This is a genomic window from Bradyrhizobium sp. Ai1a-2 (assembly GCF_000426245.1).
Lineage (GTDB): Bacteria > Pseudomonadota > Alphaproteobacteria > Rhizobiales > Xanthobacteraceae > Bradyrhizobium.
On the sequence record NZ_AUEZ01000008.1, the window covers coordinates 109,593 to 128,964 of the forward strand.

Annotated in this window: 19 protein-coding genes and 1 pseudogene; 5 read left to right on the plus strand and 15 right to left on the minus strand. The window is 62.8% G+C overall.

From position 1 onward, the window contains the following. Positions 1–19 precede the first annotated feature (19 nt). The 6 genes and pseudogenes from K288_RS54650 to K288_RS45055 all read right to left on the minus strand — a co-directional run. Entirely contained in the window at positions 20–406 is a 387-nt protein-coding gene (locus K288_RS54650) for a hypothetical protein (protein WP_244443105.1), read from the minus strand. A gap of 47 nt (positions 407–453) precedes the next feature. Beyond that, entirely contained in the window at positions 454–753 is a 300-nt protein-coding gene (locus K288_RS54485; protein ID WP_027579151.1) for a hypothetical protein, read from the minus strand. Then, positions 750–983 carry a hypothetical protein gene (locus tag K288_RS52220; protein WP_152535437.1) on the minus strand — a complete coding sequence of 78 codons (234 nt, stop codon included), beginning with the start codon at positions 981–983 and terminating at the stop codon, positions 750–752. The genes K288_RS54485 and K288_RS52220 overlap by 4 nt, the downstream gene beginning before the upstream one ends. Further along, positions 980–1,894, minus strand: a complete 915-nt coding sequence (locus K288_RS0108520) for a MarR family transcriptional regulator (RefSeq protein WP_027579152.1) — start codon at positions 1,892–1,894, stop codon at positions 980–982. Before K288_RS0108520 ends, K288_RS52220 begins: the two co-directional genes overlap by 4 nt. After that, positions 1,894–2,145: a DUF6074 family protein gene (locus K288_RS0108525; protein ID WP_027579153.1), complete on the minus strand. Its 252-nt coding sequence runs from the start codon at positions 2,143–2,145 to the stop codon at positions 1,894–1,896. Before K288_RS0108525 ends, K288_RS0108520 begins: the two co-directional genes overlap by 1 nt. A gap of 250 nt (positions 2,146–2,395) precedes the next feature. Next, positions 2,396–3,619, minus strand: a pseudogene (locus tag K288_RS45055) (ComEC family competence protein); the annotation flags it as partial. A 373-nt stretch (positions 3,620–3,992) separates the two neighbouring features. On the opposite strand from K288_RS45055, the gene K288_RS0108535 reads away from it, so the two are divergent. Continuing rightward, the gene (locus K288_RS0108535; protein WP_027579154.1) at positions 3,993–5,321 is read left to right on the plus strand and encodes an MFS transporter; all 1,329 of its coding nucleotides are present in this window, start codon (positions 3,993–3,995) and stop codon (positions 5,319–5,321) included. Between the two features lie 127 nt (positions 5,322–5,448). Here K288_RS0108535 and K288_RS0108540 read toward each other — a convergent pair whose 3' ends face one another. Then, positions 5,449–5,811: an SPW repeat protein gene (locus K288_RS0108540; RefSeq protein WP_043159507.1), complete on the minus strand. Its 363-nt coding sequence runs from the start codon at positions 5,809–5,811 to the stop codon at positions 5,449–5,451. Positions 5,812–6,059: 248 nt separating this feature from the next. Here K288_RS0108540 and K288_RS0108545 point away from each other — a divergent pair, with 248 nt between their 5' ends. Both K288_RS0108545 and glnA read left to right on the plus strand, forming a co-directional pair. After that, positions 6,060–6,242, plus strand: coding sequence for a hypothetical protein (locus tag K288_RS0108545; RefSeq protein WP_027579156.1), 183 nt, complete (start codon positions 6,060–6,062; stop codon positions 6,240–6,242). A 110-nt stretch (positions 6,243–6,352) separates the two neighbouring features. Then, the gene (gene glnA, locus K288_RS0108550; RefSeq protein ID WP_027579157.1) at positions 6,353–7,783 is read left to right on the plus strand and encodes a type I glutamate--ammonia ligase; all 1,431 of its coding nucleotides are present in this window, start codon (positions 6,353–6,355) and stop codon (positions 7,781–7,783) included. A gap of 28 nt (positions 7,784–7,811) precedes the next feature. Here glnA and K288_RS0108555 read toward each other — a convergent pair whose 3' ends face one another. Next, a complete protein-coding gene (locus K288_RS0108555) occupies positions 7,812–8,204 on the minus strand; it encodes an SgcJ/EcaC family oxidoreductase (RefSeq protein WP_027579158.1) in 393 nt (130 codons plus the stop codon). A gap of 11 nt (positions 8,205–8,215) precedes the next feature. Continuing rightward, on the minus strand, positions 8,216–9,883 hold the full coding sequence (locus K288_RS0108560) for a glutamine--tRNA ligase/YqeY domain fusion protein (protein WP_152535442.1): 1,668 nt from the start codon (positions 9,881–9,883) through the stop codon (positions 8,216–8,218). Positions 9,884–10,148: 265 nt separating this feature from the next. Here K288_RS0108560 and gltX point away from each other — a divergent pair, with 265 nt between their 5' ends. Both gltX and gltA read left to right on the plus strand, forming a co-directional pair. Further along, on the plus strand, positions 10,149–11,573 hold the full coding sequence (gltX, locus tag K288_RS0108565; RefSeq protein WP_027579160.1) for a glutamate--tRNA ligase: 1,425 nt from the start codon (positions 10,149–10,151) through the stop codon (positions 11,571–11,573). A gap of 161 nt (positions 11,574–11,734) precedes the next feature. Beyond that, positions 11,735–13,039 (plus strand): citrate synthase, encoded by a 1,305-nt coding sequence (gene gltA, locus K288_RS0108570; RefSeq protein ID WP_027579161.1) that lies wholly within the window; start codon positions 11,735–11,737, stop codon positions 13,037–13,039. Positions 13,040–13,147: 108 nt separating this feature from the next. Here the strand turns inward: gltA and K288_RS0108575 are convergent, their stop codons facing one another. The 6 genes from K288_RS0108575 to lpxD all read right to left on the minus strand — a co-directional run bounded on the left by K288_RS0108575 (position 13,148) and on the right by lpxD (position 19,351). Beyond that, the gene (locus tag K288_RS0108575; RefSeq protein ID WP_244443106.1) at positions 13,148–14,482 is read right to left on the minus strand and encodes a carbohydrate porin; all 1,335 of its coding nucleotides are present in this window, start codon (positions 14,480–14,482) and stop codon (positions 13,148–13,150) included. Positions 14,483–14,802: 320 nt separating this feature from the next. Beyond that, positions 14,803–15,993, minus strand: coding sequence for a lipid-A-disaccharide synthase (lpxB, locus tag K288_RS0108580; protein ID WP_152535439.1), 1,191 nt, complete (start codon positions 15,991–15,993; stop codon positions 14,803–14,805). Then, on the minus strand, positions 15,990–16,847 hold the full coding sequence (gene lpxI, locus K288_RS0108585) for a UDP-2,3-diacylglucosamine diphosphatase LpxI (protein ID WP_027579164.1): 858 nt from the start codon (positions 16,845–16,847) through the stop codon (positions 15,990–15,992). The genes lpxB and lpxI overlap by 4 nt, the downstream gene beginning before the upstream one ends. A 19-nt stretch (positions 16,848–16,866) precedes the next feature. Beyond that, positions 16,867–17,664, minus strand: a complete 798-nt coding sequence (gene lpxA / locus K288_RS0108590; RefSeq protein WP_027579165.1) for an acyl-ACP--UDP-N-acetylglucosamine O-acyltransferase — start codon at positions 17,662–17,664, stop codon at positions 16,867–16,869. Positions 17,665–17,825: 161 nt separating this feature from the next. Further along, the gene (fabZ, locus tag K288_RS0108595) at positions 17,826–18,284 is read right to left on the minus strand and encodes a 3-hydroxyacyl-ACP dehydratase FabZ (protein ID WP_027579166.1); all 459 of its coding nucleotides are present in this window, start codon (positions 18,282–18,284) and stop codon (positions 17,826–17,828) included. Further along, positions 18,284–19,351 (minus strand): UDP-3-O-(3-hydroxymyristoyl)glucosamine N-acyltransferase, encoded by a 1,068-nt coding sequence (lpxD, locus tag K288_RS0108600; RefSeq protein WP_027579167.1) that lies wholly within the window; start codon positions 19,349–19,351, stop codon positions 18,284–18,286. Before lpxD ends, fabZ begins: the two co-directional genes overlap by 1 nt. Positions 19,352–19,372 lie beyond the last annotated feature (21 nt).

Sequence of the window (19,372 nt, forward strand, 5' to 3'; positions counted from 1 at the left end):
ACGAGGGCCTTGGCCCTCTCTAGCTCTGCGGCCTCGAATTTTTCGGCAGATTTCCGATCCGTGCATTTCGTCGATCCATGAAACCGATGACCGGCGTGCTGGAAGTCAAATTGATAGAATGGCGATCTCTTGTCACGATAGACGGACACGATGCTTCCCTCCTCCGCCGTCGCTCTAGAAATTCCCTGATATCTTCTTCGCTGTATCGCCGGCGCGGCCGTTTGCCGTTGTGCGGCTCGATGTGGTCGCAGGCGAATGCCGGTTCGATGATGCCGGCGACCAGGCAATAGGCGCAGAGCGGGTGCTCCTGGAGTTGCTTCGCGCGGATGCGCTTCCAGCGAGCAAGGCCATACCAGGCGCGCCATTGCTCTGCTTGAGCGCTTCGCTGATCTGATTTCGCTTTCATGCTTCGACCATATCCGGATCTAGGAGAGTACGCGGAAACGTTTCCGGTCATGCTGTGAGGTCTCCCAGATCGAGATCATCAGCCGCGACCTTCCGAAGCACAGCCGCGGTGATCGCACCGATGTCGTCCTCCTGGTCATAGCGGAGGAGACCTTGCCGGATCAGCACATCGGCCAAAGCGGCCATGTTAGGCACCGGCAATGAACCGGGATCACTGCCCGCAGGCGCCAGTTTGGCCTTGTGGGCTCTCACGCGGCATGTCGACGAGCAGAACAGCGCATTGGATTTCAGGCCGCTGATGTCAGCGCCACAGTCTGGTCCGTGGCAGGAGCGCGGAGCAGCCTTCATCGCGCCAGCACCGCGTGCGTGAAATCCGCCAGGACGGCCGCCGCTGCGTCTGCGGCGTCCTGCGACGGTATTCGCGGCGACAGCCAGCACAAATCCCCGCCAGATGAGTGCCACGTCACGGTATAGGCCACGTCCTCATCGGCCATTCGTTGCCTGACCGGCGTAACCCTCACCGTGCCGCCCAAATGCGGAACGCGACGCAGTTGCTGCTGAAGGCGACGCGATCTCATCCGACCACCCTCCTCAGTCCGCTCGCCGCTATGCCGTGCTTTTCCAGGAGATGCTGAGGCGCTCGACAATCCGGAGAATCCGGAGCCGGCCCAAAATGGGTTACGTGCTTCGTCCATCTGCCGAGCTTGCTGTAGGTCGACAGGACGTCGTCCCACTCGGAATCCGCGATTGCGCGTGATGGCCCATTGAGAGCTGCAAGCTGTCGGTCAATGGCAGCAATGATGCTGCCCGGTCTGGAGCGCTGGTCGCCCAGCTTGCGGGCATCGTCGTCGATCCAGTTGCAGGCCTTGGCTTGCCAATCTCGGGATTTCGCCTGTGGACCGTCGACCTGCCGGTAGTGGTTTACAAATCGCTCGACTGATCTGCGAACTGCGTGATCGCTATCCAGGCGAACCAGGGCCCAGAGATAGTTTTCCTCTGAAAGCCTAAAATCATCAGGGATGAGGGTCGCGCGCGCGCCCTCTCTCCGGGATTCAACAAGGGATAAAGAAAGGGAAGTTTGTGCGCATGGCGGTGCGCATTTAGGTGCCTCTACGTGCGCATTTTGTTGCCCATCCGTGCGCATTTCTGGTTCTGGAAATGCGCATACAGGTGCGCGTTTCCACACCTCGGCGATTGCTTTCTCCGGGATAGAGTAAGCATTGGCATTGAAGGCACCCCGGCTGATCTCGACCGCGATATATCCTCTCTCGCGGAGCCGATCGATGCTCTGTTGGACGCCCCGACGCTTGGCTCCGACCGCGTCGGCAATGACGTCGTGTTTCCGGCGCGCTATGCCAGAACGCCGATCAAGCGCGCTATAGAGGTAATATAGAACCCGGAAATCGAGATGCGTCAGGCCGTTAGGCCGGTCGCTGACGGCCCTGTCGAGCAAGGCCAACTTCGCGGCCGTGAACTTGTCGCCTGCCATCAGCGCACCCCCCGCGGTGCCATAACGGCGTCCCAGATGGCTTGTCGGACGGCGCTCTCGAGTGCGATCCTCTCTTTGGCAATAAGATCTTCGGCGATGCCCTTGCGGCGCATGACAGTCGCCTGCAGGTCAAGCGACCGCCTAATATGCTGCTCGCCGGCCGCGGCGTTCATCCGCAAAGCCGAGCGCACGATTTTTCCGATGAGTTCCCGGCGCCGGAACGCGGGAAATGGGAGAATGGTGGCGGTCATGACCGCGTCGCCTTCCGGGCAATGGCGCGAGCCAGAGCTGCGGCAAGAGCTGTTTGTCCGTGAACGCCACGCGAACTTGCGGAAACAGTCCGGGACTTTTTCCGGGACTCTTTGCTGCCGATTTCCGATTTCTGGGGATTTTCGGGCGGTTTTTGTTCACGATGGGTCGCTTCGGCACGCCGCTCAACTGCTTGATATTCAATGTTATTTTTGGCGATTTCCAGCGCTAAGCCGGTGGCGCGCTCAGGCTCTGGAAGCTTGGATGCACCAGCGCTTCCGGCGCGATCACGAGCACGATCATGGCCGCGACCGCGAGCGTCCGGAACGTCACCGCGCGGCGGTCGACGATGACGGCGATCAGCACCACCGCGGTCATGAAGAACGAGCGCTGCGTCGCGACCTCCGCACCCGACAGCAGAAGATAGAAGGCGGCCGCAACGAGCGCCGCGGCCGCCGCCCATTTCTTGATCGGGTAGCTCACCGTGAGCGTCGGGAACAGCGCGAGCAGCGCCCGGACCGCAAAGAACACCACACCCGCGACCACGGCCATGTGGTAGCCCGAGATCGACAATACGTGGCCGAGCCCCGAGACGAACATCGCATCATTCACCGGTTCGGAGATCGCATCGCGCCGGCCGGTCAGGAGTGCGGTCGCGATCGCGCGATTGTCGCCTTCGAGCACGTTGCGGATGCGCGCATCGATCGCATCGCGCGTGCCCTGCATGAACGCCGCATAGCGTAGCGCAAATCCGCGGCTTTCAGGCGGTGCTGTCGCCTTGATCGCGCCGAGTACGAAACCGGAGGCACCGATGCCTTGGAAATACAGATCGCGGCTAAAATCGTAGCTGCCGGGCCGCAAAGGAGCGAGTGGCGGCTGCAGCCGCGCCTTCAATTCGATGAAGCTGCCGACTTCAGGAGCAGTGCCCTTCTTCACCGACAGCCTGACACGCTCGAGCTTCGGCGCGCCCCGCTGGCTTTCGATGCTCGCGACGCGCAGCACGAAGCGGTCGGTGCGCTCGCGGATGTCGCGCGTCTCGACAAATCCGGTGAGCGACACCGAAAACATCGGCCGCGCCAGCACGCCATGCGCGACCCGCGCGGTTCGCCAGGTGGCAACCGCAAAGCCCGCAGCCACGGCGGCAATGATGACGACGGCCGCAAATGCCTGCCGCCGCCTGAGCAGAAACGCGAGAGCGCAGAGCGCGATCGCGACGATCACCGCGATCGATAGCACTGGCTCATGGTCGGCGGCGAAGTTGAACGCGATGCCGCTGCCGAACGCGACCGGCACCCAGGGCAGAAGCCGTCCGGCGCCCGCTTCGGCACGGGCCCACTGACGCAATGTCTCGACGATTGGCGGCCAGGCGCCGACGCTGATCGGGGCGTACCCACCCGCCGGCGCCACCGCCTCGCGGGGCGGCCAGGTGCCGGCATAGCCGCGCCTGCTGCCCGGCGTCCTGCCCTCGTCCGACATCCTGCGCCCTGGAGTATCCCTGTTCCCGCAAAGCTACCGGAAGCAGCTATCCGCGGGATAGCGGAACAGATGCGGAATACGGAGGAAAGAACGGCCTTCAGGCCGATTGCGCCGAAAGTCTCATAAGGCAGCAATGCCATTGAGGATTAGACTATCGGTGCGCCTCCGCCCGGACAGACGGGAGAGAGGCAGTGGTGGCTCGCGGTTTGAAGACCGCTGGAGCCCTTCTCAGGTGGTTCAAGGCTTCCCTGAGACCGGCGTTGCGGACGCAACTCGCAAATCAGGCCTGTAGCGTCGCGCATCACGCGTACTCCGCGAGCGAACAGAGCGCTGAAAAACGCGAGGAGAAGCCTTTGAACCAAAGGAGCAACACATGGCAATTCAAGTACCGAGCGATTTTCGCCGCGTGATTGTTGCCGCGTCGGTCGGAAACATCATCGAATGGTATGACTTCTATATCTTTGGCAGCCTGGCCGCCGTTCTGTCGGTCAAATTCTTCGAACAATCCCACCCCGTCGCAGCTCTGCTGAGCACGATCGCCCTGTTCACCGCAGGCTTCCTGATCCGTCCGCTGGGAGCATTCCTCTTTGGATGGATGGGCGACCGGGTAGGCCGCAAATACACGTTCCTGATTACGCTCACCGGAATGGGACTGGGGACGGGTGCGATCGGCCTGATCCCGACCTACCAGTCGATCGGTCTCACCGCCGCGTTCGTGCTGTTCGGACTGCGCATGATCCAGGGCCTGTGCCTGGGTGGCGAATATGGCGGCGCCATCACCTATGTTGCCGAGCATGTGCCCGACGACAGACGAGGCTACTATACCGGCTGGCTCCAGACCTCGCCGACGCTCGGGATCGTGGTCTCGCTGGCGGTGATCATCCTCACTCGGATCTATTTCGGCGATCAGGCCTTCAATGAATGGGCATGGCGCGTTCCGTTCCTGCTTTCGTTCCTGCTGGTGGCCATCGCCATCTACATCCGCCTCCAGCTCCAGGAGACGCCGATCTTCCAGGAGATCAAGGCCCGCGGGCAGATGACCAGGAACCCATGGAAGGAAGCGTTCCTCAGCGCGAACATCAAATACATCGGAATCGCCATCATCGTCCTGATTGGACAGGGCGTGGTCTGGTACAGCGGACAGTTCTGGGCGCTTTACTTCCTGCAGCAGGTCTCCAAGGTCGACGCGCTTACCTCGGCCTATATCGTCGGAGCTGCGCTGCTACTTGCGACGCCAAGCCTGATCTTCTTTGGCTGGCTGTCGGACCTGATCGGCCGCAAGCCGGTGATCCTGGGAGGCATGCTGCTTGCCGCGATCACCTACTATCCGCTGTATCTGTGGCTGGGAACGGTCACGCAGCCCGGGAACATCAATTATCCGATCGCAATCTTCATCATCTTCATCCTCGTCTGCTACGTCGGGATGGTGTACGGGCCGGTCGGCGCTTTCCTGGCGGAATTCTTCCCCAGCAGGATCCGTTACACATCGGTGTCGGTGCCGTATCACATCGGCAACGGCTGGGGCGGCGGCCTGGTGCCGTTCATCACTTCGGCGGCTTTCGCCGCTACCGGCAGCGTCGGCTACGCGCTGATCTATCCGATCCTGGTTCCTGCGATCTGTTTTGTGCTCGCCGTTTTCCTGATGCCGGAGACGCGCAAGATCAGCATCTGGGAGCCGGTCGAACCGAGAACCGCATCGTGACGGAAAGGCCTCGCCGCGGGGCTACCATGCCCTGCGGCAAGCCCGGCCACATTTTTTGCGAGACAACACCCGTCCCCCGGCCGCTACCGCGTAGCGGTCGGGCAAATGGCTCGGCCAACCTGCCTTCTCAGCCGGCGCGGTGATGCCAGCGATCGTGCCACCAGGTGGTGAAATCACGATCCGTCAGCAACTCCCAGCCGGCCAGGAGGATCACCAGTATGCCCGACAGCACGCTGCTTACCGTCGCCGAGGTCTGCTCGTAGCCGACCGTCCAAGGTGCCAGCAACAGAGCCAGTCCCAGGAGCATCTCTCCCCATTCCTCCAGATAGGATGGAATGACAAATGCCTCGACGGCAAACAGGATGACAGCCAGCCCAAGCGCGATGGTGATCCAGACGGCCGCCCCGGTGAAGTCCAGGGCAAAGGGCGACACGACCAGCCACACACCCACCAACAGACTGGCAACGTCCTGCCAGTGTTGAATGCGCATGACGCTCACCTCCCCTCTCCCATGGATATGGTGGGGAGCCCCAAAAAAGATATCCGTCCGACCTGCGTTGTGTTGCCGCTGCCGTGTTCCGGAGCCGCTCTCCAGTCGCGGCGACCGATCGCCCGGAAGGCACCCTTGCAAGTGCGCCGCAGCAGGATGCACACTGCTGCGTTCAAGGTGTCAATGTCTATGGCTCTCGGCCCGACTGGAATTCACGGTTGCGCCCAGAACGAGAGGAGCATGGCGCCATGCGAGAAATCGAAATCCACGATTATGCGCGGCAGCTGTTGGAAGCACATGGCGCCAAGGCCATTGCGGAGGCTGCCCAGAACGCCATCGAGCTCGAGGCAAAGGGCGACGTCGAACTCGCCAAGACCTGGCGGCATATCGAAGAGGCCATGAAGCTGATGCGCGGACCGCACCAAAGCTGAAGGTGCCAGTGCGGCGACCGAGAAGCAGAATTCGTCGCAAACCGTTCCTGGTCGCGGCGCAGCGACAACGTGATCGCTAATGACCGGCCCTCCATGACGGGAGCGAAGCCATGTTTCCCAAATGTGCGACAGCCGAAGATCTCGTGAACGCGATCAAGGATGAGAAAGTGCAGATGATCGACCTGCGCTTCACCGACTTGCCGGGCGTGTGGCAACATTTTTCCGTCCCGCCGAGCGCAGCGAGCATCGATGCGCTCAGCGAGGGCATTGGATTCGACGGCTCATCGATCCGCGGCTTTCAGGAGATCCAGGAAAGCGACATGCTTGTTGTCGCGGACCCGACCACGGCCTTCCTCGACCCGTATTCTCCGGCATCGACCCTGGTCCTGATCTGCAACATCCGCGACCCCGTCACCGGTCAATCCTACAGCCGCGATGCCCGCTACATCGCGCAGAAGGCCGAGACCCATCTGACTGGCACCGGGCGCGCCGATACGAGCTACTTCGGTCCGGAGGCGGAGTTCTTCGTGTTCGACGACGTCCGGTACGGACAGGGCATCAATTACGCCTTCCACGAAATCGATTCCAGCGAAGGAAGCTGGAACACGGGCAAGGAGGAAACGCCGAATCTGGGCCACAAGCCGCGCCCGAAAGAAGGATACTTTCCCGTTCCCCCAACCGACAGCCTGCAGGATCTCCGCACCGACATGGTGCTGACGATGGAAGAGCTCGGCATCCAGATCGAAGCCCATCACCATGAAGTCGCGACCGGCGGCCAGAACGAGATCGACATGCGCTTCACCACGCTCACGCGCATGGCGGACAATTTGATGATCTACAAATACGTGGTGAAGAACACCGCCAAGCAGCATGGCATGACCGCGACCTTCATGCCCAAACCGCTGTTCGAGGACAACGCTTCAGGGATGCACGTTCACCAGTCGCTGTGGAAGGGCGAGACCAATCTGTTCTACGACAGGGGCGACTATGCCGAGCTGAGCCAGCTTGCCCGTTACTATATAGGCGGTCTGCTGACCCATGCCTGGGCGCTGTGCGGGCTTTGCGCCCCTACCACGAACTCCTATCGGCGCCTGGTGCCGGGCTACGAGGCTCCGATCAACCTGGTCTACTCCCAGCGCAACCGCTCGGCCTGCTGCCGCATTCCGATGTATTCGCCGAACCCGAAGGCCAAGCGCGTCGAGTTCCGTTCGCCGGATCCTTCCTGCAATCCCTATCTGGCCTTCTCCGCGATGCTGATGGCCGGCCTTGACGGCATCAACAACCGGATCGACCCGGGGAGCCCGATCGACAAGAATCTCTATGACCTGCCGCCCGCCGAGGCAAAGGATGTGAAGTCGACGCCCGGTTCGCTGGATCAAGCCCTCGACGCACTTGAGCGCGATCACGCCTTCCTGCTCCGTGGCGACGTCTTCACCGCCGACGTGATCGAAACCTGGCTCGACTACAAGCGGAAGAAAGAGATCGATCCCATCCGGCTACGCCCCCATCCTTACGAGTTCCACCTGTATTACGACATCTAGCGACGACTGCGCTGACGGGGTGACCGACCTACTGCTCGATCAGCGGCGCTTTCGACGAGACGTGATGGCTGGCGATTTTCCAGTCGCCGTCTTCGCGGACGATGACCCAGGTGATCTTGACCGAGAGCGGCCGTTCGCCGTCATCCAGGAAGAATGACGCCGTACCGGCCATGTTGATCGCGTCCGGACTGACATGCGCTGCGCGCACATCAGAAAACTGAACGGTCGGAGAGCGCCATCGCGGCAGGCCGTTGAAGTAGGCCGCAACCCCTTCCCTGCCACGATAGAGCGTCGGATTGGAGCCGAAGAAGAACGCGCCCTTTGAATAGAGCGAAGCGAGCGCCGCGGCATCCAGGCTGGTAAAGCCGGCGGACCATTTTGCCATGATGGCGGAAACGATCTCGTCGGCTTCGCCCTGCATCTCGCCCACCTCTAGCCCTTGCCGCCGACTTCCTTGGCGAAGGTGTCGCGGAGCCCGATGGTGCGGTTGAACACGAGCTTGTCCGCCGTCGAGTCGATGTCGCGAACGAAATAGCCCTGGCGCTCGAACTGCATCACCTCGCTCGAATTGCTCTCGGCGATCGCCGGCTCGATGCGCGCGTCCGTCAGGACTTCCAGCGACTGCGGATTGAGATCGGCGGCAAAGTTGCCGGCGTCCGGATTGGGCGTCGCGAAGAGCTGGTTGTAGATGCGGATCTCGGCCGGTTTCGACTGCGCCGCCGGCAGCCAGTGCATGGTCGCCTTCACCTTGCGGCCGTCGGGCGCATTGCCGCCCTTGGTCGCAGGATCATAGGTGCAGCGCAGCTCGATGACCTCGCCGGCGTCGTTCTTGATGACGCCGGTGCACTTGATGAAATAGGCGTAGCGCAGCCGCACTTCAGTGCCCGGAGAGAGGCGGAAGAATTTCTTCGGCGGATTCTCCATGAAGTCATCGCGCTCGATATAGAGCTCGCGGCCGAAGGCGATTTTGCGGGTACCGGCCGCGGGATCGTCGGGGTGGTTGATCGCCTCGATCTCCTCGACCTGCCCTTCGGGATAGTTCTCGATCACGACCTTGAGCGGCCGCAGCACCGCCATGCGACGGAGCGCGGTGCGGTTCAGCTCCTCGCGGATGCAGAACTCCAGCATGCCGACGTCGACGACGCTGTTGGACTTGGCCACCCCGATGCGCTTGATGAATTCGCGGATCGCCGCCGGCGGCACGCCACGTCGCTTCAAGCCTGCAATCGTCGGCATGCGCGGATCATCCCAGGCGGCGACATGGCCCTCACGCACGAGCTGGGTCAGCACGCGCTTGGAGAGCAGCGTGTAGGTCAGGTTCAGGCGCGCGAATTCGTACTGCCTGGGCTTGGATGGCACCGGCAGCTTGTCGAGCAGCCATTCATAGAGCGGCCGATGATCCTCGAACTCGAGGGTGCAGAGCGAGTGCGTGATGCCCTCCATCGCGTCCGACTGGCCGTGGGCATAGTCGTAGCTCGGATAGATCGACCACTTGTCGCCGGTGCGCGGATGGTGCGCGTGCAGGATCCGGTACAGCACCGGGTCGCGCATGTTGATGTTGCCCGAGGCCATGTCGATCTTGGCTCGCAGCACGCGCGCGCCGTTCGGGAACTCGCCGGCCTTCATGCGACGGAACAGGTCGAGGTTCTCTTCCACCGTGCGGTCGCGATAGGGCGAATTCTTGCCCGGATCGGTCAGCGTGCCGCGCGACAGGCGAATCTCTTCCTGGCTCTGGTCGTCGACATAGGCGTCGCCCTGCCTGATGAGGCTTTCGGCCCATTCGTAGAGGCGCTCGAAATAGTCGGAGGCAAAGTAGAGATTGTCGCCCCAATCGTAGCCGAGCCAGCGCACGTCGGCCTGGATCGCGTCGATATATTCCTGCTCTTCCTTGGTCGGATTGGTGTCGTCGAAGCGCAGGTTGCAGTGGCCGGGAAACTCCTGCGCGATGCCGAAGTTGAGTGCGATCGACTTGGCGTGGCCGATATGCAGGTAGCCGTTCGGCTCCGGCGGGAAGCGCGTCACGACATGGCTGTGCTTCTTTGAAGCAAGGTCGGCTTGGACGATGTCGCGAATGAAATCGCGTCCGGTCTCCGCCGCCATCGTTTCTGCCGCCACTGGTTCTGTCGTCATCGAGGGTTCCTATGCATGATCCGGAAAACTGGAAGCCGCATTTCCGAAGGAGCATGCCTAAATAAGGGATCAGCCGCCCTTCTGCCAAATTCATCCCGGCCAGCCAAGCCCGCTTTCGAGGCTGCCTTGGGACGGTCCAAGTGGACAGCCCAAGGCTTTGGTAAGGCCGAGGCTTTAGTTATGCGTTGTTCCTGCTATACACCAGCGCCGTTCAAGCCCGAGCCCGCATCCGGTCATGTCTGATACCGTCGTCACACGCTTCGCCCCCTCGCCGACCGGCTTCCTCCATATCGGGGGAGCCCGCACTGCGCTGTTCAACTGGCTCTATGCCCGGAAGCACGGCGGCAAGATGCTGCTCCGTATCGAGGATACCGACCGTGAGCGCTCCACCAAGGAGGCGATCGACGCCATCCTGGACGGCCTGACCTGGCTCGAGCTCAATTGGGACGGCGAGGTCATCTACCAGTTCAGCCGCGCCGCGCGCCACCGCGAGATCGCCGAGCAGCTGCTCGCGGCCGGACGGGCCTATCGGTGCTACGCCACGTCAGAGGAACTGGCCGCCATGCGCGAGAAGGCGCGCGCCGAGGGCCGCACCCGCCTCTACGACGGAATGTGGCGCGACCGTGATCCGGCCGACGCGCCATCCGGCTTGAAACCCACGATCCGGCTGAAGGCGCCGGAGACGGGTGAGACTGTGATCGAGGACCAGGTCCAGGGCCGCGTGGTCTGGCAGAACGAGAACCTCGACGACCTCGTCCTGCTCCGTGGCGACGGCACGCCGACTTACATGCTCGCGGTCGTGGTCGACGACCACGACATGGGCGTCACCCACGTGATCCGTGGCGACGACCACCTGATCAACGCCGCGCGCCAGAAGCAGATCTACGATGCGCTGGAATGGAACATCCCAAGCATGTCCCACATCCCGCTCATCCATGGCCCCGACGGCTCAAAGCTCTCCAAGCGCCACGGCGCGCTCGGCGTCGATGCCTATCGCGCGATGGGCTACCTGCCGGCGGCGCTGCGCAACTACCTGGTCCGGCTCGGCTGGAGCCACGGCGACCAGGAGATCTTCTCCACGCAGGAAATGATCGAGGCGTTCGACCTGCCGGCGATCGGTCGTTCGGCGGCGCGGTTCGACTTCGCCAAGCTGGAGAACCTCAATGGCCACTATATCCGGCACAGCGACGATCAAGCTCTCGTGACGCAGTTCGAGAACGTCCTGAACTACGTTCCCGACGGCGCCGCCATCAAGGCCAAGCTCAACGACAAGACGCGCGCACAATTGCTGCGGGCGATGCCGAGCCTGAAGGAGCGCGCCAAGACGCTGATCGAATTGATTGCGGGCGCCTCTTTCATTTTCGCCGACCGGCCGATCGAAATCGAACCAAAGGCCGCCGCGCTGCTTACGCCGGAAACGCGCGCGCTGATCGGAAAGCTTCGCGCGGCACTCGAAACCGTCACCGACTGGAAGCTCGAGACCACGGAAGCCGCCATGCGGAATTTCGCCGAGCAGAACAATCTCAAGCTCGGCGCTGTCGCCCAGCCGCTCCGGGTGGCATTGACGGGACGCACCACCTCGCCGGGCATTTTCGATGTCCTGGCGGTATTGGGGCGGGAGGAAAGTCTCGCCAGACTGGGCGATCAGGCGGCTGCGTAATCCCTGCCATGCCCCTCCGAGGGTCCACCTTGCAGCGCATAGGGCAATAAGCTACGCATCTGGCGAGGCCTTCTAGACAATCCGGCTTGTCCCGACATCCGCCGTAGAATGGCAACTCGGGCAGGTTCGATTTTCGCAACAAATTCATCGGGGACTACACGATGGACGCACAATCCAGCAGCAAAACAGCTACCCTCACGATCGGAAACAAGAACTACGATTTCCCGATCCTGAGTGGCACCGTCGGCCCCGATGTCATCGACATCGGCAAGCTGTACAGCCAGGCCGGCGTGTTCACCTACGACCCGGGCTTCACCTCGACGGGGAGCTGCCAGTCCAAGATCACCTATATCGACGGCGACGCCGGTATTCTCGAATACCGCGGCTATCCGATCGAGCAGCTCGCCGAGCACGGGGACTTTCTGGAGACCTGCTATCTCCTGCTCTACGGGGAGCTTCCGACTCCGGCGCAGAAGAAGGATTTCGACTACCGCGTCACCCATCATACGATGGTGCACGAACAGATGGCGCGCTTCTTCCAGGGCTTCCGCCGCGACGCCCATCCGATGGCGATCATGGTCGCAGCCGTCGGCGCACTCGCCGCTTTCTACCACGACTCCACCGACATCAATGATCCGCAGCAGCGCATGATCGCTTCCATGCGCATGATCGCGAAGATCCCGACGCTGGCGGCGATGGCCTACAAATACACCATCGGCCAGCCCTTCATGTATCCGAAGAACTCGCTGAAGTTCGCCGAGAACTTCCTCAATATGTGCTTCGGCGTGCCTTGCGAAGAGTACAAGATCAATCCGGTGCTGGCGGACGCGCTGGAGAAGATCTTCATCCTGCACGCCGACCACGAGCAGAATGCGTCGACCTCCACGGTGCGCATCGCCGGCTCCTCCGGCGCCAACCCGTTTGCCTGCATTGCGGCCGGCATCGCCTGCCTGTGGGGCCCGGCACATGGCGGCGCCAATGAAGCCGCGCTGAACATGCTCTACGGCATCGGCAAGGTCGAAAACATTCCGGACTTCATCGCCAAGGTGAAGGACAAGAACAGCGAAGTCCGCCTCATGGGCTTTGGCCACCGCGTCTACAAGAACTACGATCCGCGCGCCAAGATCATGCAGAAGATGTGCCATGCCGTGCTGAAGGAGACCGGGCACGGCGACGACCCGATGCTGAAGGTCGCGCTGGAGCTGGAGAAGATCGCGCTCAGCGACCAGTACTTCATCGAGCGCAAGCTCTATCCGAACGTAGACTTCTACTCGGGCATCACGCTGAAGGCGATGGGCTTCCCGGTCTCGATGTTCACCGTGCTGTTCGCGGTCGCCCGCACCGTCGGCTGGATCAGCCAGTGGAGCGAGATGATCGAAGATCCGCAGCAGAAGATCGGCCGCCCGCGCCAGCTCTACACCGGCGTCGCCAGCCGCGAGTACGTCCCGATCGATAAGCGGAAGTAAGCTTCAAGCTTCGCGAATTCGAGACGGCGCCATCGTTTCTGATGGCGCCGTTTTTGTTTGCCGCAGGGCGCCGCGCAAAACCGGCGCCACTTTTCCGGAGCATGCTCTCTAATACGCGATCGTGCTGCGGACGCCGATCAGCGCTCCGCTCTTCACCGGCGAACTTGGCAAGATCGGATCCGGAACGTGTCCGCCGGGATGGACGACGTATTCAAAGACCGGCTGAAGCGTCCAGCCCGGTTTGATCTGAGCCTGATAGGAGAGCTCGAACGTGAGCTCGAAATCCCTGAGCGGCTGATGGATTCCAGTCATATCGATCATGTCGCGATCGAGCGCGCGCGCCCGATCGGAGATATGCGCGCAGATCAATGAAGCACCGAGCTTGTCCTCGGGTCTGCCGGGCAGCAGTCCCGAAAAAACAATTCCGGTATCGAGGAAGAAGTCGATCAGGTTGCGATCCGATGGAGTGCCCGAGATCCGGCTGAACACGGCGATGCCGCTTGCGGCGTCCCCGCCCTCGGGGCGATAGATTTGCTGATCGATGATGCCGTAGATGCCGCTCGAACCGCGAAACAGACGGGCGTACCCGCTGCTGAACGGGCTCGCCTGCGAAAGACCGGCGTCGTCGAACCTCATGTCCGCGAACATCCCGAAATGGTGCCATCCACCGAGCCGCAACATGCCGGCCAGCCCGTGCGAGTGCTTGTCCTGATTGTAGCGATACTGCAGTTCTCCCATTAGCAGGGGCGGATCGTTCACGCGGAAATTGGTGCCGGTGCGATTGACGGTTGCTTGGCCACCCGGATCGCCGTTGAACAATCCGACCAGGGCCGTCCAGCTCGGGCTGGGATCGAATTTCAGTCGGATGCCTGGCGTGGCAAGAGGATAGGCCGGTCCGCCGCTCGGCAAGTTGCCACCGGCGATTGTCGGCCAGTCGCTGCTGATGAGCGTCTTGCTGTAGTCGCTGACGAAGAATTCGGTGTCCGCCGCAAGCTGGCCGATGCGGATGCTGAAGCGGTCGTCGAACAGCTTCTGCTCGAGCCATAACTCGGACAGCCGTGTCGACGGCACAGCCTCGATGTTGCTGATCGTGATCAGGCTCTCGAAATGCTGGTCGCGCAGCCCGGCCGTATGATGGATCTGGAAGGCGTTGCCGAAGAAGCCCAACCCCCGCCAACCCGCGAGCTTCTCCAGGTCCGCCGCGATGAAACCCTCGAGCTTGCCCTCATAGAGTCCCCCTCGCCGAACGCCTCCGGACAGGTTGCGCAGCGCTTCGCCGGTGTAGATCAGCCCAAGAGTGATCCCGCGTTCTGCGAGCCATCTTCGCGCGCCCGTGGGATCGCCGTCATCCGGCAGGCTGGTCGCGATTGATGACGGTGGGATGCCGTTCAGCGAGGCCGCGTCGCCAGCGACGGCGGGCACGGAAACAAGAGAGGCAGCCACCAGGCCCGCCACCATTGAGGTTCGCGGTCGACGACGAAACCCAAGGTGCAATTGCGACGCATTCGCAGTTCGACTGCAGACCTCTCCGAAATTGTCGATCCGACGCCTCACCCTCACGGTCGCCCCACCCCAGTTGCGAATTACTCGCAATCAGGATTGACACAGGCAGTTCCGCTAGGCAAGCTTCATGCAACTAAGTCGCAACTGCAACAGGCTAGGGAGCTTTCTCTTCAGCGAAGTATGGCTCAAGCGGGCCGATGGAGATCTGACCGCCAGTCCAAGGCTGAATGAAGCCGGGCCCGATGCGCGCGGCGTGACGGCTAGTTCGTCCGCCGGCCGTTCCGCATCGTCGCCAGCACGATGTCGGCGGCGCGAACGCTCGGCGGCTGGTCACCGGTCGACATGATCGCGTCCATCGTGGCGAAGGCCTCGACCTGGCTCCTGCGCAGCGCGGAATCCGCGAGCACCTCGCCGAGCGCCTGCGACAGCTTTTCGGGCGTCGCGTTCTCCTGCAGAAACTCGGGGATGACTTCCTCGCCGATCACGAGATTGGCGAGGATCACCGACGGCACACGGATCGCACGGCGCAGGATGAAAGCTTCGACGGCGCCGACGCGATAGGCCGTCACCATGGGAACGCCTGACAGCGCCAGCTCCAGCGTCACGGTGCCGGATTTGGCGAACGCGGCATGTGCGATCCTGAACGCGGCGCGCTTCTCGCTCTCGCCGACCACGATTTGCGGCGTGACCTGCCAGCCCTGCACGCCCTCGCGGATCACAGCTTCCAGATGCGGCATGGTCGGCAGCACCGGCTCGAATGCAACGCCGCTTGCGCGCAATCGCCCCAGCGTTTCGCCGAACAGCGCGAGGTGATGCCTGATCTCGCTGCGCCGGCTCCCGGGCAGCACCAGCAGGACCGGCGGCTGCGCATCGCGCCGCTTAGCTTCCTCGGCATTCGGACGCAGCGAGGCAAACTGCTCGGTCAGGGGATGGCCGACATAGCTGCAGGGCGGACCGCGGAGCTTGCGATATTCTTCCGGCTCGAACGGCAACAGCGCCAGCACGTGGTCGACATAACCGAGCATCGCGCGCGCCCTGCCCGGCCGCCAGGCCCAGACCGACGGCGACACATAGTCGACGATCGGAATGGCGGGATTGCGCGAGCGAACGCGGCGGGCGACGCGATGGGTGAAATCGGGGCTATCGATGATGACGAGCACATCAGGTGCCGCATCGATCACGGCATCAGTGGCGCGCTGAATCAATCGCAGGATTTTCGGCAACTGCTGCACCACCGCGGCAAGGCCGACGATCGAGAGTTCTTCGATCGGAAACAGCGACGCGAGGCCCTCGCGCGCCATCATGCGGCCGCCGACACCGGCAAATTGCACGGCATCGCCGAGCCGCTGGCGCAACACCTTCATCAGCGCAGCCCCGAGGCGATCACCGGATTCCTCCGTCGCGATCAGGAAGATCTTGCGCGTGATGTCTGGGGCGCGGCCGTGCATCAGCTTGGCAAACCGACGACGAAAAGCCGTCCTGCGTCCGCAGCCTCGATCATGGCCTGCGGTTCGGCGGCAAGCGTGTTGCCGGCAATGACGGCAATCCCGGCAAGGCCCGCTTTCGCGGCGCCCTCGACCGTGCGCGGCCCGATGGTCGGCAGATCGTAGCGCAGGTCCTGGCTGCTCTTCGGCGCCTTCACTAGCACGCCGCGGCCGCTCGGCGCACGGATGCGACCGTCGGCACGCAGCCGCGCCACGCGCGCCAGGAGCCCGTCGGTGCCCTCGATGTCCTCAACCGCCACCACGTGACCGTCGATCACGACCGCGGCCTGGCCGATGTCGAACGGGCCGAGCGCGGCAAGCACCTCGCGTCCCCGCACAATGTCGGCACTGGCATTGGCGGCCGGCGTCGCGCGCGTGATACAGCCTTCGGGCATCAATAGATCCGGGGCGACATCCTTGATCCCGACCATGCGAAATCCATCCTGTTCGAGAATGCGGCCGACGCCGGATAGCAGATGATCGTCACCGCCTCGAAACGCGCGAATGACGTTTCCGAGAACGCGGAGCGTCTTCAGATCCAGCCGGATTTCGGAGAGCGCCGGCCGCATCAAGGTACCGATGAAGATCAGGTCGCGGCAGCCCTCTTCGCGAAACAATTTGGTGGCCCGCCCGAGCTGACCGACGGAAATCCAGCGATGGCGGAAGCCCTCGACACGGACGGGATCACACGCGCCGCGCAGCGCGAACAGCACCGGCGCGATGCCGCGTTTGGCAAGCGACTCCGCGACCGCAAACGGCATGGTGCCACCGCCTGCGATGACGCCAACCGGAGAGGAAATCGCTGGAGCCGCTGACGTCATGGCTCGGGCGCCCCTCGCATCAGTGCGTGCCGTCAACAGCCGGAAGACAGAGCGGCCGCTTGCCCTTGCCGATGAAGGCGAGGATCTCGGCGATCGCCGGATCCTCGGCCGCCAGCGGCTGCACCGCGGCCAATCGCTCGGCGAAGACGCCTTCCCCGTGGAACAGCTTTTGGTAGAAGGCGCGAACGGTCACCAGCCGCTCCCTGGTGAACTTGCGGCGCTTCATGCCGATAATGTTAAGGCCTTCGAGCACGGCATACTGGCCGTTGGCGAGGCCGAACGGGATGATGTCGTCGCGCACGCCGCAGACGCCGCCGACCATCACCTGCCGCCCGATCCGCGTGAACTGGTGCACGGCCGAGAGCCCGCCGATATAGACGAAATCTCCGATCTCGCAGTGACCGCCAAGCGTGGCTGACGTGGCGAAGATCACATCATTGCCGACCGTGCAGTCATGACCGACATGGCTGTTGTTCATGAAATAGCCGCGGTCGCCGACGCGCGTCAGCCCACCGCCTTTCATCGTGCCGATGTTCATCGTCACGCCTTCGCGAATGGTGCAGCCGGTGCCGATCTCAAGTCGCGTCGGCTCTCCGCGGTAGCTCAGATCCTGCGGCGGCCCGCCAAGCACCGCAAACGGCGAAATCACGCATTCTGCGCCGATCGACGTGTGGCCGGAGACCGTCACATGCGCAACGAGCTTGCAGTTCTCGCCGATCACGACGTTGGGGCCGATAACGCAATAGGGGCCGATCGAGGTGCCCTCGCCGATCACGGCGCCATCCGCAATCCGCGCGGTGGGATCGATCATGCTCATTCCAAAGGGCCCGCTACTGGTTGATGCGCAAGCGCGCTAAACAATCGAATTTTCCGGTGGTTAGCGCGACATCGCCCGGCATGTCCAGTGACGTATCATGACGGCCTGTTGCAGGCGTCGTACACGGATCGCGTCCGGAGATCGAGGGCGTGCCGAGCCGATCAGTCCGTCAGCATCGCGCCGACATCGGCTTCGGCGACGATCTGACCGTTGACCTTGGCATCGCCGTGAAACCACCACATGGTCTTGCGGCGGCCGATCGAACGCATGTGGTACTCAATGGTGTCGCCGGGCATCACGGGCTTACGGAATTTGCACTTGTCGATGGTGAGGAAGTAGACGGCGCGCGGCTTCTCGGTGCCCTCCACCGACTTGATGCCGATCACGCCGGCGGTCTGCGCCATGGCTTCGATCATCATCACGCCGGGATAGACCGGGCGTTCAGGAAAATGCCCAAGGAACGATGGCTCGTTGTACGTGACGTTCTTGACGCCGATGCCGCTATGGTCGGCGCGGATGTTGATGACCCGGTCGATCAACAGCATCGGATAGCGGTGCGGCAGCGTCTTGAGGATGTCGTTGATATCCACAAGCTCGAACCTGACCGGTGACTCCTCCATCACTCCCTTTCCTCGCCTTTCGAATCCGGCGCACCGTCGCGCACCAGGCGCTCCACCGCAAGGATCTCCCTAAACCACTGTTTGGTCGGTTTGGCAAAGTGACCACCCCAGCGGCCCTTGGCTGGAATGTCGTCCTTCACGGCGCTCATCGCCGTGACCTGGGCGCCATCGCCAATCTTCAGGTGGTTGTTGATGCCCACCTTGGCGCCCAGCGCGACATTGTCGCCGATCGTCAGGCTGCCCGCGAGCCCGATCTGGGCTGCGAGCAGGCAGTGCCTGCCGATGGTCACGTTGTGGCCGATCTGGACCTGGTTGTCGATTTTGGTGCCCTCGCCGATCACGGTGTCGCGCAGGCTACCGCGGTCGATCGTGGAACCGGCGCCGACCTCGACATCGTTCTGGATCAGGACCCGCCCGGTCTGCGGTACCTTGAGGTGGCCGTCGGGCCCGAAGAAGATGAAGCCGTAGCCGTCCTGGCCGATATTGCAGCCGGGATGGATCAGCACGTTGTTGCCGATCAGGGCGTTCTGGATCGTCGTCTTGGCGCCGACATTGCAGTCGCGCCCGATCTTGACGTCGGCCGCGATCACCGCGCCCGCCCCGACGATGGTGCCGGACCCGATCTCGACCCTGGCCCCGATCACCGCCAGCGGGTCGACGATCACGCCGTCCTCCAGATGCGCCGAGGGGTCGATGATCGCCGACGGCGCGATGCCCTCGACGCCGAACCATGAGCCGGGCCTCAGCGCGTCGCTATGCCATTGCCGGGCCAGCTGCACGAAGGCGTGGAAGGGCTTCGCCGCGCGCAGCACAGCCACGTGAGCGGGAACCTCGGCCTCGAAGCGCGGGCTGACCAGGCAGGCGCCGGCCTTGGTGGAGGCAAGCTGGTCGACATATTTGAGGTTGTCAAAAAAAGTCAGATGCATGGGACCGGCCTCGTCGAGCGAGGCAAGCCCCCTGATCACGTGGCCGCCCCTGGAGGGGTCGACCAAATGCGCCTTCGTCAACGCGGCGATCTCAGCCAGCGTCGACGAAGGAGGACTCTTAAAGAAGATCGGCTGCGCCATTCCATCCGTCGCAGTGCGGCC